Here is a 14,325-nt window from a genome sequence, read left to right on the forward strand (position 1 = left end):
GGAGCACGATCGCATACCCGAATGCGGACCTTCAGCTACCGTGAAGCGGCGATCCTCATCGGTGGCAGGCAGAGCAAGCTGGTAACCGCGCTGGACAAGGCGACCGGCGGCATCATGTTCGGTGCGGCGACGGTGGTTTCCGACGTACTGTCCTGGTTCGACGCCAAGGCCGACTTTGTCAGGCTCTCGCACGACCTGGTGAACGCGGTGATCGAAGCCAAGCGCGGGATTCGCCGCTTCGACCGCACCCAGCGCATCGAGGCCGCGCACACAGTCATTGTGATGACGGCGTTCTTCGAGGCCTTCGAGGATTTCGACCTGCCTTTCAGCAGGGCGGACTTCGCGTTGACGCCGGAGGATCAGCACTACCTGCAAAAGGTGAGTTCTTTCAATTCCGCGCACCTCCCAGTCGGCGAGTGGCTACATGATCAGAACCTGCTGCCCACCCCTGAACGGCCATATGAGATCAACCGCTTATCTATAGAAACTCGGTACGCGATGATGGCGCGTGGCCTGTTCAATTTTGTCCTGCGGTTGGCTGTTTGGGAGCAGAGCAATGAGGTCGGCCGGGAGAAGTTCCGCGCTCAAGTGGAGGCACTGCCGGAAAAGGCGCTTCGCAGGTACGAGAATCTGTTCCGGACTCTGGTGGCGGAATTCCCGGAGGTGGCGTGCTGGGTCAACATGACCGATCACGCCGCGACCCGTCACGAGGTCCGCGCGCTGGGCGCGGGTCTGGCCGGACTCGAGAAGATCCTGGACGAGATTCGGACAGGTAAGGAGCCTGACGACCGCCGCGTGGCGTTGGCCCGTGCCTATCGGGCGCAGCTCTTGGAACCCGTCCTGCCACGCGGCGAGGTGTCGAGTCAGTTCGGGATTCCGACAGTCGAGCGTGCGTACGTCAATCCGCGATTCCGGGTGAGTGCGGTCCATGCAGACAGCAAACCAAGTCAGGAATCCTGGTGGAGGGATTCGCTTCAACGCGATGACATACAGCAGTATCTTGTCGCTTATCTGACCTCGACACAGGCTGCGAGCGCTCCATTGGTGGTGCTCGGCCAACCGGGCGCCGGGAAATCGATGCTCACCAAAGTGCTCGCTGCCAGGCTGCCTGCCTCTGACTTCTTGCCCATTCGGGTCGAACTCCGGGATGTACCCGCCGAGGCCGACATTCAGGACCAGATTGAACACGCCATCAGGCAGGCCACTGGCGACCGTGTCGAATGGACCGATTTGGCTGGGTCGACGGGCGATGCGATTCCGGTGATCCTGCTCGACGGCTTCGACGAGCTCCTGCAGGCGACCGGCGCTCAACACATCGACTACCTAACCAGAGTCGCCCAGTTCCAGAAGCGGGAGGCCGATCAGGAGCGCCCGCTGGCTGTCATCGTGACCACTCGGATAGCGGTGGCCGGGCTCGCGCGTTTTCCCGGGGAATCGATCGCGCTGCGGCTCGAGCCGTTCGACCGGAACCAGGTCGAACAGTGGGTGGGTATCTGGAACTCGGAGAACCGTGGCTATTTCGCCCGTAGCGGTGTTGCCTCGCTGGCACCCGAAGCCGTGCTGGCCTATCCAGAGCTGGCGACGCAGCCGCTTCTCCTGCTCATGCTCGCGCTCTATGACGGCGACAAGAATGCCTTACAAGGCTCAGCCGGCACGATCAGCCAAAGTGATCTGTACGAAGGATTACTGGTCCAGTTCGCGCGCCGCGAGGTCACCAAGGCGAAGGGCCAGTCGGACGATGAGATCGACCGAGCGGTTGAGAGCGAACTGCGCCGACTGTCCTATGTGGCGTTTGCGATGTTCAACCGAGGCGCGCAATGGGTCACCCAGGAAGACCTGAATCGCGACCTGGTCGCGCTGCTTGGCGAGACCGCGGGGTCGGCCTCGGGCCTCCGCAGGCAGTTGAGCGATGCCGAGATCGCGATCGGCCGGTTCTTCTTCATTCACCGCGCCCGTGCGCAGCAGGCGGAAAAGAGCATTGAGACCTTTGAGTTCCTGCATGCCACCTTCGCGGAGTACCTGGTCGCGAGAATGGCATGGAAGCTTGTTCAGGCACTAGTGGCGAGGGAAGCAGCCGTCGAGGAGTTCTTTGATCGGCCGCCGTTGGACGACAGCATGCTCCATGCACTGCTGTCGTTCGCGCCGCTCAGTACGCGAGCAGCAGCTGTCCGATTTCTCGCTGAGATTCCCGAGCAGTTGACTGTTGCGGATCGACAGGCGATGGGGGAAATTCTCATCCGCCTGTTTCGGATAGTGGATCGCCGCCGCTCTGCACATGGCCGAGATAGTTATGAACCGCGATCGGCTTCGATGTCGAGACGGCATGCCAACTACAGTGCGAACTTGGTGATTCTTGTGACGGCTCTGCTGGGCGAGATCAGGGCAAGTCAGCTGTATGGCAGGAAAGAACGCGCGATGGACCTCTGGCAGGCTGATGCGCTGCTGTGGCGTTCGCAGATCGACTACTACAGCATGGTTAACGCTCTTTCGGTGGAGAAGATATGGGCTGGCCGGGTTAGAGATATTGTTCTCAGACTGTCAAGCTCTGGTATGGCGTCGCGGGTCGCACTGGATTGGTCCTATCAGGACGGCCTGGTTTTTGGTCGCCATGGCTTGCGATCGTTTTTTCATACTGATTCGCTACTGCTCAGGCGTCAGAATTTCTTTGCGAGTGCCGGTGATGATGTGTTCGCGCATCTCGCCGAGCCGGTTGTCGAGTATCTCCCGGGTATGCTCACTGGATTCGGGGATTCCAACGAGGGCGTCCGATCCATTGCCAATATGGCGCTCACGCTCTTGTTGAATCCGGTTGTCGAGAATGGTGAGGACATTGATTGGGTTTATCTCTGGTGCGCCAAGGCTGCTGGTTCGGTCACCGAAAATAGTCCGGAACTGCGGACGAACTATGCGGATCTGGTAGTTTCCCGGATGTGTGTTGATCAGCGCATCTCGCCGCAATTGGTTGTCGATATCTTCGAACTGCTCGGTGTGGACACGGTCACCCCGTCAGTGGCTGTTCCCTGTGTTGTGCGGTTTCTGGGATGGAGTGATGACACTGATCGTGTGCTGCTGGACTTTTATACCCAGTTGAAGATCCGGATCACGGATCCGGTCGAGGAGATCGTGCTTCGGGTCGAGGTCAACCTCAGGATCACTGAGCTGGGAATCGATCCTGGCTGGGAGCTGTGGGATGAGTTCCTGTGGCGGGCGAATCTTCGCGAACTGGCTGATTCCGGGCGTCGGCCTGAGCTTGTGAAGCGTGGGGAGTGGCTGCTGAGCCACTACTACGGGTCTGCCACTGAGGGGTGATGTGGTGATCTTCGGCGCGCGTTACTTACTGTCCAGATGGTGAGATGGTGAAGGAGCTGGCATGGTCTGGACATAAGGTCCGTGCTCGTCACTCGATCGGCTGAACGACAGAAGGTGCTGTGTCCGACCCCTTACCGCTTGGCGGCGGAGTCACGCCGGGTGCCGCGAAGTCGGTCCCGGCTGCCCTCTGGCAGGCTGTGCGCCGCGACAAGTGGACGCTCACCTGCGCCATCATCATTGTTCTGATCGTCTTCATGGCGGTCGCGGCTGACCTGCTTACGGCCATTGAAGGGCAGGGGCTCAACCCGGACATCAAGAACCTCGGGCCGACCGGGCTTCCGGCTGAAGGACCCAGCGCGGAGCACTGGTTCGGAGTGGAGCCACTCACAGGTGTAGACCTGTTTGCCCTGGTGGCGTACGGCGCGAGGGTGTCGTTGCTAGTGGGTTTGGCAGCGACCGCCCTCTCGGTCGTTCTCGGTGTCCTCATCGGAGCAAGTGCCGGGTATCTGGGCGGGTGGTGGGACCGCGTGGTGACGTGGACTGCCGACGTCATCCTGGGGTTTCCGTACCTGATCTTCATGATCGCGCTGGGGGCCGTGGCTCCGGTGGAGTTTCCGCGGCAGCTTCTGATGATCGTCGTGCTGGGGCTGTTCGGCTGGCCTAGGGTCGCGCGGATCGTGCGGGCCCAGGTGTTGAGTCTCACGAAGCGGAACTTCGTCAAGGCCGCGTCGGCCATGGGCGGCGGGCCGTGGCATGTGTTCACCAAGCAGTTGCTGCCCAATCTCTGGGCACCGATCATCATCGTGTCCAGCCTCACGATTCCGTCGATGATCGGCAACGAGGCCGCGTTGTCGTTCCTCGGGGTCGGGGTGTTGCCGCCGACGCCGAGCTGGGGCCGGACGATCTCCACGGCCATCGACTACTTCGAGACCGATCCGCTGTACCTGGTCTTTCCGGGTGTCACGTTGTTCCTGATCACGCTGGCGTTCAATGTGGTCGGTGATGGCATCCGGGATGCCCTTGACCCGAAGGCGGAGGGCCGGGGCTGATGCGCGTCGCTGGATTCATCGCCGGACGGTTCGCCGGAATGCTGCTTGTTCTGCTGATCGTCACGTTCGTGACTTTTCTGGTTTTCTACATCCTGCCGTCGGATCCGGCGCAGCTCGCGTGTGGACGACCGTGCTCTCCGCAAAGCCTTGAACTGGCACGGGAGTTCATGGGGTTCAATTCCCCCTGGTACCAGCAGTTCTTCGATTTTGTCGGCGGCATCTTCACCGGCCGGACGTTCGGCAGCGGACCGTCAGCCATCCACTGCCCGGCACCGTGTTTCGGCTACGACTTCCAGAACAACGCCGAGGTGCTCACCGAGATCCTGGACCGGGTCGAGGTCAGCTTCTCCGTCGCCATCGGCGCGGCGATCATCTGGTTGATCACCGGCGTCGGGCTCGGCGTGGTCTCCGCGCTCAAGCGGGGGACCACAGTGGACCGGGTCACGATGGCCGTCGCGATGGCCGGAGTGTCGATGCCCGCGTACCTCGCCGGCATGATCGGAATCACGATCTTCGCGTTCGCGCTCGATGTCGTGCCCAAGACCGGATACGTGCCGATCGGCGAGGACCCGGTGCAGTGGGCGTGGCATCTGGTGCTGCCGTGGCTGGTCCTGGCGTTCCTGCATGCCGCGATCTACGCCCGGCTGACACGTGGTCAGATGCTGGAGACCCTGGGCGAGGACTTCATCCGGACCGCGCGGGCCAAGGGCCTGACCGAACGCAAAGTCATCGGCAGGCACGCGTTGCGCAACGTACTGCTGCCGATCGTCACAGTGTTCGGAGTGGACCTTGGCGCGTTGCTGGCCGGAACCGTCATCACCGAAAGGATTTTTGGCCTGCCCGGTGTCGGAAAGCTTCTGGTGGACGGGATCGCCGGGCTGAACCTGCCGATCCTGCTGGGTGTGACGCTGTTCTCGGCGCTACTGGTCACGTTCGTCAACTTCCTTGTCGATCTGCTCTACGGCGTGCTCGACCCACGGGCGCGGCTGACATGAAAGGGAATCCATGAAACGCAGGCATTTGCTGACGGCGATCACAGCGACGACGCTGCTGCTCACCGCCTGCGGCGCCAACGACAAGCCGGCCGGGCCGCAGGCTGGGGCCGAGGTCAAGCCAGGCGGCACGCTCTACCTGCTGACCGACTCGCCGACCCAGCAGTACGACCCGGCGCGCAGTTCGAGCCTGGTCGTCACCGGTCTTCAGTTCGTGCACCGGCGGTTGACGTCGTGGCAGGTCGCGCCCGGCAAGGACACCACGATCGTCCCGGACCTGGCCACCGACACCGGCAAGCCGAGCGACGGCGGCAAGACGTGGACCTTCACGTTGAAGGACAACCTGAAGTACAACGACGGCACGCCGATCAAGTCGGCGGACGTCAAGTGGGGCCTGGAGCGTTCGTTCGCGGCCGCGTTCTCCGGCGGCCTGGCGTACCACAAGGACCTGCTTTCGCCTGGCCTGGCTTACAAAGGCCCGTTCGAGGGTGGCAAGGAGCTCGACACGATCGAGACGCCGGACGACAAGACGATCATCTTCAAGCTCGCCCGGCCGTACGGTGACTGGAACTGGGTCGCCAGCACGCCCGCGTTCGCCCCGGTGCCGAAGGGCAAGGGCGCGGAAGCCAACTACAACGAGCACCCCGTCGCCTCGGGTCCATACTTCCTCGAGAAGTTCGAGCGCGGCAAGGAAGCTGTGCTCGCGCGCAACACCTACTGGGACAAGGCGACCGACGACACCCGCAAGGCGTACCCGGACAAGGTCGTCTGGCAGCTCGGCCAGCAGACGAACGTCGTGTCCAAGCGCTTGATCGACGACTCCGGTGACGACCGCAACGCCTTCGGCACCTCGTTCGCCTCACCCGCCCAGCTGGCCCAGATCCAGGGCAACGCCTCGGCCAAGTCCCGGCTGGTGACGTCCGAATCCGGTGCGCTGGCGTATCTGGCGCTGAACACCGAGCGCGGCAAGCTGACCGATCCCAAGGTGCGTGAGGCGTTCCAGTACGCAGTCAACAAGGCGGCCTTCCAGGTCGCCAGTGCAGGCAACGCGCAGCTGGCCGGCGACATCGCGACCACGTTGATCACGCCCGGTCTGGTCGGCCGCGAGCAGTTCGACCCGTATCCGACCAAGCCTGAGGGCGACCCGAACAAGGCCAAGGAACTGCTGGCCGCGGCCGGGCTCCCGAATGGCCTGGACGGCCTGATTCTGGTCACCCGCAACGAGAACGGCGGTCCGGAGAAGGCCCAGTCGATCCAGGCGGGCCTGGCCGCCGCGGGCATCAAGGTCACCATCAAGACACTGGACGAGGACGCCTTCACCGCCGAGGTCCAGACCAAGCCGAACCCGGACTACGACCTGGTCCTCGAGTCGTGGCAGCCGGACATCCCGTCGGCCAACGCGAACATCCAGCCGCTGTTCCAGTCCACCGAGATCGGTGGCGGCGGATTCAACACCTCGCGCTACAACAAGCCCGAGATCGACAAGCTGATCACCGAGGCACAGGCCACAGTGGACCCGAATGAGGCCGGCAGGAAGTGGGCCGAGATCGACAAGAAGATCCTGGCCGACTCGCCGGTGGTGCCGTTGATCTACACCCGCAACTCGTACCTGCACGGGTCCAAGGTCGGCAACGTGATCATCGGCAGGTTCCCGGCCTACGCCGACTACCGGCAGTTCGGGATCATTCCGTGACAACACTGCTCGACCTGCACGGAGTCGAAGTCACGTTCGACTCCGTGCCCGCGGTCCGGTCGGTGAGCTACTCCGTCGCGGCGGGCCAAGTCGTCGCCGTGGTGGGGGAATCCGGGTCCGGCAAGACCGTGACGGCGATGTCCCTGCTGGGACTGTTGCCGTCGAACGCGCAGGTCACCGGCCGGGCCTTGTTGTCCGGCCGGGACCTGTACCCGATGACTCCGGCCGAGCTGCGGGCTGTTCGCGGCGGCGAGGTCGGCATGGTGTTCCAGGAGCCGATGAGCGCGCTCAACCCGGTGTTCACGGTGGGCGAGCAGCTCGTCGAAGCAATCCTGGTGCACCAGAAGATGTCCGCGCGGGACGCGAAGCGCCGGGCGATCGAGCTGCTCAACCTGGTCGGCCTGCCGGATCCGGAACGGCGGTTCAGGTCGTATCCGCATGAACTGTCCGGTGGGCAGTTGCAGCGGATCGTGATCGCGATGGCCGTGGCGAACGATCCCAAGCTGCTCATCGCCGACGAGCCGACGACCGCGCTCGACGTGACAGTGCAGGCCGAGATCCTGGAGTTGTTGCGGGACTTGGGAACCCGTCTGGGCACCGCCATCTTGTTGATCACCCATGACATGGGCGTGGTCGCCGATCTTGCCGACCGGGTCGTGGTGATGTACGACGGGAAGGTTGTCGAACAAGGCCCGGTAGAGGAAATCTTCGCCGCGCCCAAGGAGAAGTACACACAACAGTTGCTGGGCTCGGTGATCTCCCTGAGCGGCACGGTGACTGAACGCGCTCTGATCTCGGATGTTGTGGTCCGGGAGGATCATTTCGCGGCGGCGGATCATCCAGCGACCGAGTCGGTTCCGGACGTGCCCGGCGTCGAGCCGTTGCTGCGTATCGAGAACCTGTCGGTGGTTTACGGCGGCAGGTTCCGGTCAATGGCAGTACATGCCGCTGACCGGGTCTCGTTGCATGTGGAGCCAGGTGAGGTGCTCGGCCTCGTCGGGGAATCGGGTTCCGGGAAGAGCACGGTTGCGGGCGCGGTGACCGGCCTGGTGAAGGCCACCGGCGGCCAGATCCTGGTCGATGGTGTTGATGTCGCCCGGGTTCGTGGCCGCGCTGCCAAAGCCCTGCGGCGCCGGATTGGCGTGGTGTTTCAGGATCCGTTGTCGTCGCTCAACCCGCGCGCGACCGTGGGGGACAGTGTGGCCGAGCCGATCCGGCTGCACAAAGCCGTTCGAGGGTCCGAAGTGGATCGGCGAGTGGCCGGGTTGCTGGAATCGGTGCAGCTCAACCCGTCTTTGCGGGCCCGGTATCCGCATGAGCTCTCCGGTGGGCAACGGCAGCGGGTCTGTATCGCACGAGCGCTTGCTCTGCAGCCGGATCTGCTCGTCGCCGACGAGCCGACGAGTGCGCTCGACGTGTCCGTGCAGGCCAAAGTCCTGGACCTGTTCAGAGACCTACAAGAAGAGCATCGGTTCGCGTGTCTTTTCATCAGTCACGATCTCGCAGTGATCGAGCAGTTGGCCGGTCGAGTCGCGGTGATGCACCGTGGACACGTGGTCGAACAAGGACCGACCGCGGCAGTGCTGGCAGGGCCGATTCACCCCTATACGCAGCGACTTCTCGCAGCAGCACCGGTCGCCGACCCGGCCGGTCAGCGCCGCCGCCGCGAAGCCTGGCGCCAGTTGGTGTAGTGCCCCCAATGCCACATTGGGGGCATGGGATGTCCCCAATGTGGCATTGGGGGCAAAAACTACTTTCGAGGGTGGCGGTGACCTTCGGATGGGCGTAGGACGGCGAACATGGGCACGAGAAGAACGTTCTTGTCCGCATCCATCGCCACGGTCGCGCTGGCCGGCGCCGGTATTCCGGCTGGTGCCGAGGAACTCGGCGACCGCGGGCCCGGCAAGCCGGTCAAGCCGCAGCCGCCGGACGCACAACTGCGCGCCATCCTGAAGGAGGTCGACGAACGCCGGATCGAGGCGACCGTGCGCAAGCTGGCCTCCTTCGGTACCCGGCACACACTGTCCTCTCAGGACAATCCGGTCCGCGGTATCGGCGCCGCCCGGGACTGGATCTTCGCGGAGATGAGCAAGTACGCCAACGAGAATCTGACCGTCGAGTTGCAGTCCTACATCCAGCAACCGGCACCGCCCCGGATCCCCGAAGCGGTCCGGATCACCAATGTGGTCGCCACCTTGCGCGGTTCCACGTCACCGGAACGGATCTACGTCGTCTCCGGTCACTACGACTCACGCTGCACCGATCCTAACGATTTTACCAGCGATGCACCTGGCGCCGATGACGACGCATCAGGTGTCGCCGTGGCCATGGAACTCGCCCGTGTCATGGCGAAACGGCGGCCTGAGGCGACGATCGTGTTCGCTGCCGTGGCCGGTGAGGAACAAGGCCTGCACGGCGCTCGTTACATGGCGACCCAATACAAGGCCGCCAACGCCGACATCCAGGCCATGTTCACCAACGACATCGTGGGCAGCTCCAAAGCCGACGACGCAACCCGCGACCCACGCACGATCCGGCTCTTCGCCGAAGGCGTACCAACGGCGGAAACCCCTGCTCAAGCCAATATCCGGCGGTCGGTCGGTGGTGAGAACGACTCAAGCTCGCGGCAGCTGTCCAGGTTCGTGCGCAGCGTTGCGGTGAACGACGCCACTGGTATGGACGTTCGCGTGATCTACCGGCGGGACCGATACCTGCGCGGCGGCGACCACATTCCGTTCCTGGAGCAGGCATATCCGGCTGCCCGTTTCACGGAACCCAATGAGGACTACGCGCACCAGCACCAAGATGTCCGTGTGGTCGACGGCAAGCAGTTCGGCGACCTGCCCGAGTTCTGCGACTTTCCTTATATCGCACGGGTGGCGCGTGTCAACGGCGCTACTTTGTGGTCGTTGGCCAACGCGCCAGGCACGCCGAAGAACGTCCGTGTCAACACATCACAGCTCACCAACGACACGGACCTGTTGTGGGACCGTGGATCCGAGCCGGATCTCGGTGGTTACGAGGTCGTCTGGCGGGAGACCACGGCCTCTGACTGGACAAGCGCGATCGACGTCGGCGACGTCACGTCAGCCAAGATCGACCTGTCCAAGGACAACGTGTTCTTCGGCGTCCGGGCCTACGACAAGGCAGGCCACCGCAGCCCGGTCGCGTTCCCAGTGCCGAGCTAGTTCCCGACTTCCGTGATGTGGATGACGGCGTTGCCGGCCTCGTCGGACGCGGCGAGGTCGACTTCGCCGGAGATCGCCCAGTCGTGATCACCAGCGGGATCGTCGATGACCTGGCGGACCAGCCAGCGCTCGGGCTGCTGTTCGACGACGAACAGGTGCGGGCCGCGGGCCTCCGGGCCGGCCGGCAGGTCGTCGTGCTCCTCGAAGTACGGCTCCAACGCCTCCTGCCAGGACTCGGCGTCCCAGCCGTCAGCTGAATCGAGCCGGCCGAGCTCGTAGTAGTTGCGGCGGGACGCCAATTCCACTCGGCGGAAGAACGCGTTGCGCACGAGCACCCGGAACGCCCGGTCGTTCTTGGTGACCCCGGCCAGTGTTTCGTCCTGCTCCCGCAGATCCTCGTCGTCGGGGTTGCGCAGCTTCTCCCACTCGTCGATCAGGCTGGAGTCGACCTGGCGGACCAGTTCACCCAGCCATTCCACGACATCCTGGAGTTCTTCGGTCTTGGCCTCGTCCGGCACGGTCTGTTTGAGAGCCTTGTACGCGTCCGCGAGATAGCGCAGCACAAGGCCTTCGGAACGGGCGAGCTGGTAGAAGCTCACGTAGTCGGCGAACGTCATCGCTCGCTCGAACATGTCCCGCACAACAGCTTTTGGCTCGAGGTGGTAGTCGGCGACCCACGGGTGGCCTTGCCGGTACATCTCGTACGCCGCGTCGAGCAGCTCTTTCAGTGGCTCGGGGTGCTTGACTTCTTCGAGCAGTTCCATCCGCTGGTCGTACTCGATGCCGTCGGCCTTCATCCGGTTCACGGCCTCGCCGCGCGCCTTGTGCTGCTGCGCGGACAGAATCTGCCGTGGGCTTTCCAAAGTAGACTCGATGACCGTGAGGACGTCGAGTGCGTAGCTGGGCGATTCCTTGTCCAGCAAGTCGATCGCGGCAAGCGCGAGCGGAGACAGCGGCTGGTTCAACGCGAAGTCGAACTGCAGATCCACGGTCAGCCGGATCGTGCGGCCGGTCTCGTCCGGCTCGTCGAGCTTCTCCACGACACCGGCCGCGAGCAGCGCCCGGTAGATCGCGATCGACCGGCGGATAAGCCTGCGCTGCGACGGCCGCTCTTCGTGGTTGTCCTCCAGCAGGTGGCGCATGGCTTTGAAGGCGTCGCCCGGCCGGCCGATCACGTTGAGCAGCATGGAATGGCTCACCGCGAAGCTGGAGGTCAACGGCTCCGGATCGGCGGCGATGAGCCGCTCGTAGGTCGGCTTGCCCCACGAGACGAAGCCTTCCGGCGCCTTCTTGCGGACCACCTTGCGGCGCTTCTTGGGGTCGTCACCCGCTTTGGCGAGCAAGCGCTCGTTCTCGATATCGTGCTCGGGCGCCATCACGACGACGTTGCCGACCGTGTCGAACCCGGCGCGCCCGGCCCGGCCCGCGATCTGGTGGAACTCGCGTGCCTTGAGATGCCTGGTCCGCGTACCGTCGTATTTGGACAGACCGGTGAACAGGACTGTCCTGATCGGAACGTTGATGCCGACGCCGAGCGTGTCCGTGCCGCAGATGATCTTCAGTAGCCCGGCCTGGGCCAAGCGCTCGACCAACCGGCGGTACTTGGGCAGCATGCCCGCGTGGTGCACGCCGATTCCGTGGCGCACCAAGCGTGACAGCGTTTTGCCGAAGCCCGACGAGAACCGGAACCGGCCGATCAGCCGGGCGATCTCGTCCTTCTCCTCGCGCGTGGACACGTTGATGCTCATCAACGCCTGAGCCCGTTCGATCGCCGACGCCTGTGTGAAGTGGACGATGTAAATGGGGGCCTGGTTGGTGTAGAGCAATTCTTCGAGCGTCTCGTGCAGCGGGCTCAGCGAGTAGTTGTAGAACAGCGGGACCGGGCGCTGTGCCGAGGAGACGACAGTGGTCTGCCGGCCGGTGCGGCGCGTGAGGTCCTTCTCGAACTTGGTGACGTCACCGAGTGTCGCGGACATCAGAATGAACTGGGCCTTCGGCAGTTCGAGCAGCGGAACCTGCCACGCCCAGCCGCGCTCCGGCTCGGAGTAGAAATGGAACTCGTCCATCACAACCTGGCCGACATCCGCTTCGGCGCCGTCACGCAACGCGATGTTCGCCAGGATCTCGGCAGTGCAGCAAATGATCGGCGCGCCCGCGTTCACACTGGAATCGCCGGTCATCATGCCGACCTGATCGGCGCCGAACACCTCACACAGGTCGAAGAACTTCTCCGAGACAAGGGCCTTGATCGGCGCGGTGTAGAAGCTACGCCGCTGATCAGCCATGGCCGCGAAGTGCGCACCCACCGCCACCAGGCTTTTCCCGGAACCCGTCGGCGTCGCGAGGATGACGTTCGACCCGGAGACGACCTCGATCAGCGCCTCCTCCTGCGCCGGATAGAGGCTCAGGCCACGGCCGGCCGCCCATTCGGAGAACGCTTCGAACAGGGAGTCCGGGTCAGGGCTGGTGGGAACAAGCTCGGTGAGTGTCATGGCACTCCCCAACCTATCCCACCAGCGCCTCGACCTCGGCCTCAGCTCTGCTGGAACAGGCTGAACGTGGTCCCCTGATCATCCTCACAGTGCGCGATCCGCCCGAACCCAGGAACCGGGGACGGCTCACCCGCCTTGCCGCCCAGTTCGCCCACCTTCACCAGGGTGGCGTCGAGGTCGTCGACGGAGAAGTACACCCGGCTGCCCGGCAGGTTCGCGGACTTCGGCGCGATGGCCCCGAGCCCATTGGTGATCAGGTGGTAGTCCTGCCCCTCGAACGGCATCGTCTGCCAGCCGAACACCGCACCGAAGAAAGCACCGGCCTTGTCCGTGTCCTCGACCGCCAGCTCGTACCAGTTGATCTCGCCAGCCATGAATCTGTCCTCTCGGGTAGTGCCAACTCCCCAAGGACGACCGGCCCTCACCGGACTCGACAGGTGACTCCAAGATCTTTTAGCGGGGTCTGCACAGGCCTTTGACCTGCCCACACTTACACAATTCCCCATGAGTCGAGGGGTATTGTGTAAGTAGGTGCTGGTCAGGTGATTCGAGTGAGAGAGCGCCAGGCTGATTCGGGGAAGGTGAGGGTGCCGCCGGTGCGGTTCTTGGTGTCGCGGACGGCGGCGATGCCAGGCACGAAGGCGACCTCAACGCAACCGCCGTTTGATCCGCTGTGGCTTGACTTGCGCCACCGGGCGGTTTCAAGATCCATCTTGTCTCAACTTTTCTCGTAGTCGGCTACCAGGCGGGTCAGGAACTTCACCGATTCGGATGAATCCAGGGCTGTCTCCAACAGAATATCGGTTGCCTCATGAAACGGAGCCACATCTTCTGGCTCGTCGACAAACAGTGAGGATCGCTTGTGCTCGAGGTACACGATCGACCTGGCCTTGGTGAATTCAAGGGTCATGTAGGTGCCATCCAGGCCGGTGTGAGCCCCGAGTGTGAAGGGCACGACTCGAACATCCACGTTCGCGAAGCTCGCTTGGGCGATGACATACCGAAGCTGCTCGGCCATCACCTGCGGGCTGCCGATGGGCCTTTGCAATGCCGCCTCATCGATGATCGCTACATACTGGGGTGAGCCTGGGCGAGTCAGGACTGCTTGGCGGCCGAGTCGCGCTGACACCATGGCTTCTCGGCTCGTGCCAGTGACACCTGCAGATGTCAGGATCTCGCGGATATAGCCGGGTATCTGCAGCAAACCGGGGATTCGAAGCAACGACACCTCGACGATTCTGGCTGCCTCCGCTTCGAAGTTGATCAGTGCTGGCACCTCTTTGGGTAGGCCTGGTCCAGTGGTCTCCCACCAGCCAGGCTGACCGGCCTCCCTTGTCATAGTCAACAAGCGTTCTCGCTCAACTCCTGTCACCCCGTAGACCACAAGCAGTCCTGCCATGTCCGCTACTTCTATGATTCTGTTGCCTAGCTCTATCCGGTTGAGGGTTGATGCCGAGAGTCCTGCTTGGGCGGCGGCTTCCCGGGTGTTCAAACCTGCTTTGGTGCGGAGGTCTTTCAACTCTGCTGCCAGGCCACGGATTCGCGCTGTGCCGCGCTTCTTTGTCATAATTCCAGTGCACCGGGCGGGACAGGCCTACGCCA

The 14,325-nt window shown here is 63.4% G+C and carries 10 protein-coding genes; 6 read left to right on the forward strand and 4 right to left on the reverse strand.

The genetic code is table 11. The features are described 5' to 3' along the window. Positions 1-21 precede the first annotated feature (21 nt). From JOF56_RS16870 to JOF56_RS16895, 6 genes are all read left to right on the forward strand, one after another. The gene (locus JOF56_RS16870; protein WP_209638873.1) at positions 22-3,309 is read left to right on the forward strand and encodes an NACHT domain-containing protein; all 3,288 of its coding nucleotides are present in this window, start codon (positions 22-24) and stop codon (positions 3,307-3,309) included. Positions 3,310-3,428: 119 nt separating this feature from the next. Further along, positions 3,429-4,358 carry an ABC transporter permease gene (locus tag JOF56_RS16875; RefSeq protein WP_209638876.1) on the forward strand — a complete coding sequence of 310 codons (930 nt, stop codon included), beginning with the start codon at positions 3,429-3,431 and terminating at the stop codon, positions 4,356-4,358. After that, positions 4,358-5,353 (forward strand): ABC transporter permease, encoded by a 996-nt coding sequence (locus JOF56_RS16880; RefSeq protein ID WP_209638878.1) that lies wholly within the window; start codon positions 4,358-4,360, stop codon positions 5,351-5,353. The genes JOF56_RS16875 and JOF56_RS16880 overlap by 1 nt, the downstream gene beginning before the upstream one ends. A 10-nt stretch (positions 5,354-5,363) precedes the next feature. Then, positions 5,364-7,043, forward strand: coding sequence for an ABC transporter substrate-binding protein (locus tag JOF56_RS16885; protein ID WP_209638880.1), 1,680 nt, complete (start codon positions 5,364-5,366; stop codon positions 7,041-7,043). Beyond that, on the forward strand, positions 7,040-8,734 hold the full coding sequence (locus JOF56_RS16890) for an ABC transporter ATP-binding protein (RefSeq protein WP_372447970.1): 1,695 nt from the start codon (positions 7,040-7,042) through the stop codon (positions 8,732-8,734). Before JOF56_RS16885 ends, JOF56_RS16890 begins: the two co-directional genes overlap by 4 nt. Positions 8,735-8,842: 108 nt before the next feature. Beyond that, a complete protein-coding gene (locus JOF56_RS16895; protein ID WP_209638882.1) occupies positions 8,843-10,231 on the forward strand; it encodes a M20/M25/M40 family metallo-hydrolase in 1,389 nt (462 codons plus the stop codon). On the opposite strand, the gene JOF56_RS16900 is transcribed toward JOF56_RS16895, so the two are convergent. The 4 genes from JOF56_RS16900 to JOF56_RS16915 all read right to left on the reverse strand — a co-directional run bounded on the left by JOF56_RS16900 (position 10,228) and on the right by JOF56_RS16915 (position 14,290). Then, positions 10,228-12,723 (reverse strand): DEAD/DEAH box helicase, encoded by a 2,496-nt coding sequence (locus JOF56_RS16900; RefSeq protein WP_209638884.1) that lies wholly within the window; start codon positions 12,721-12,723, stop codon positions 10,228-10,230. The genes JOF56_RS16895 and JOF56_RS16900 overlap by 4 nt on opposite strands. A gap of 41 nt (positions 12,724-12,764) precedes the next feature. Beyond that, on the reverse strand, positions 12,765-13,097 hold the full coding sequence (locus JOF56_RS16905; protein WP_209638886.1) for a VOC family protein: 333 nt from the start codon (positions 13,095-13,097) through the stop codon (positions 12,765-12,767). Positions 13,098-13,261: 164 nt separating this feature from the next. Further along, the gene (locus JOF56_RS16910) at positions 13,262-13,435 is read right to left on the reverse strand and encodes a DUF397 domain-containing protein (RefSeq protein WP_209638888.1); all 174 of its coding nucleotides are present in this window, start codon (positions 13,433-13,435) and stop codon (positions 13,262-13,264) included. 6 nt (positions 13,436-13,441) lie between these two features. After that, positions 13,442-14,290, reverse strand: a complete 849-nt coding sequence (locus tag JOF56_RS16915) for a helix-turn-helix domain-containing protein (RefSeq protein WP_209638889.1) — start codon at positions 14,288-14,290, stop codon at positions 13,442-13,444. Between the last annotated feature and the right edge of the window lie 35 nt (positions 14,291-14,325).

It is taken from the genome of Kibdelosporangium banguiense, assembly GCF_017876405.1.
In the GTDB taxonomy this organism is placed as follows: Bacteria; Actinomycetota; Actinomycetes; order Mycobacteriales; family Pseudonocardiaceae; genus Kibdelosporangium; species Kibdelosporangium banguiense.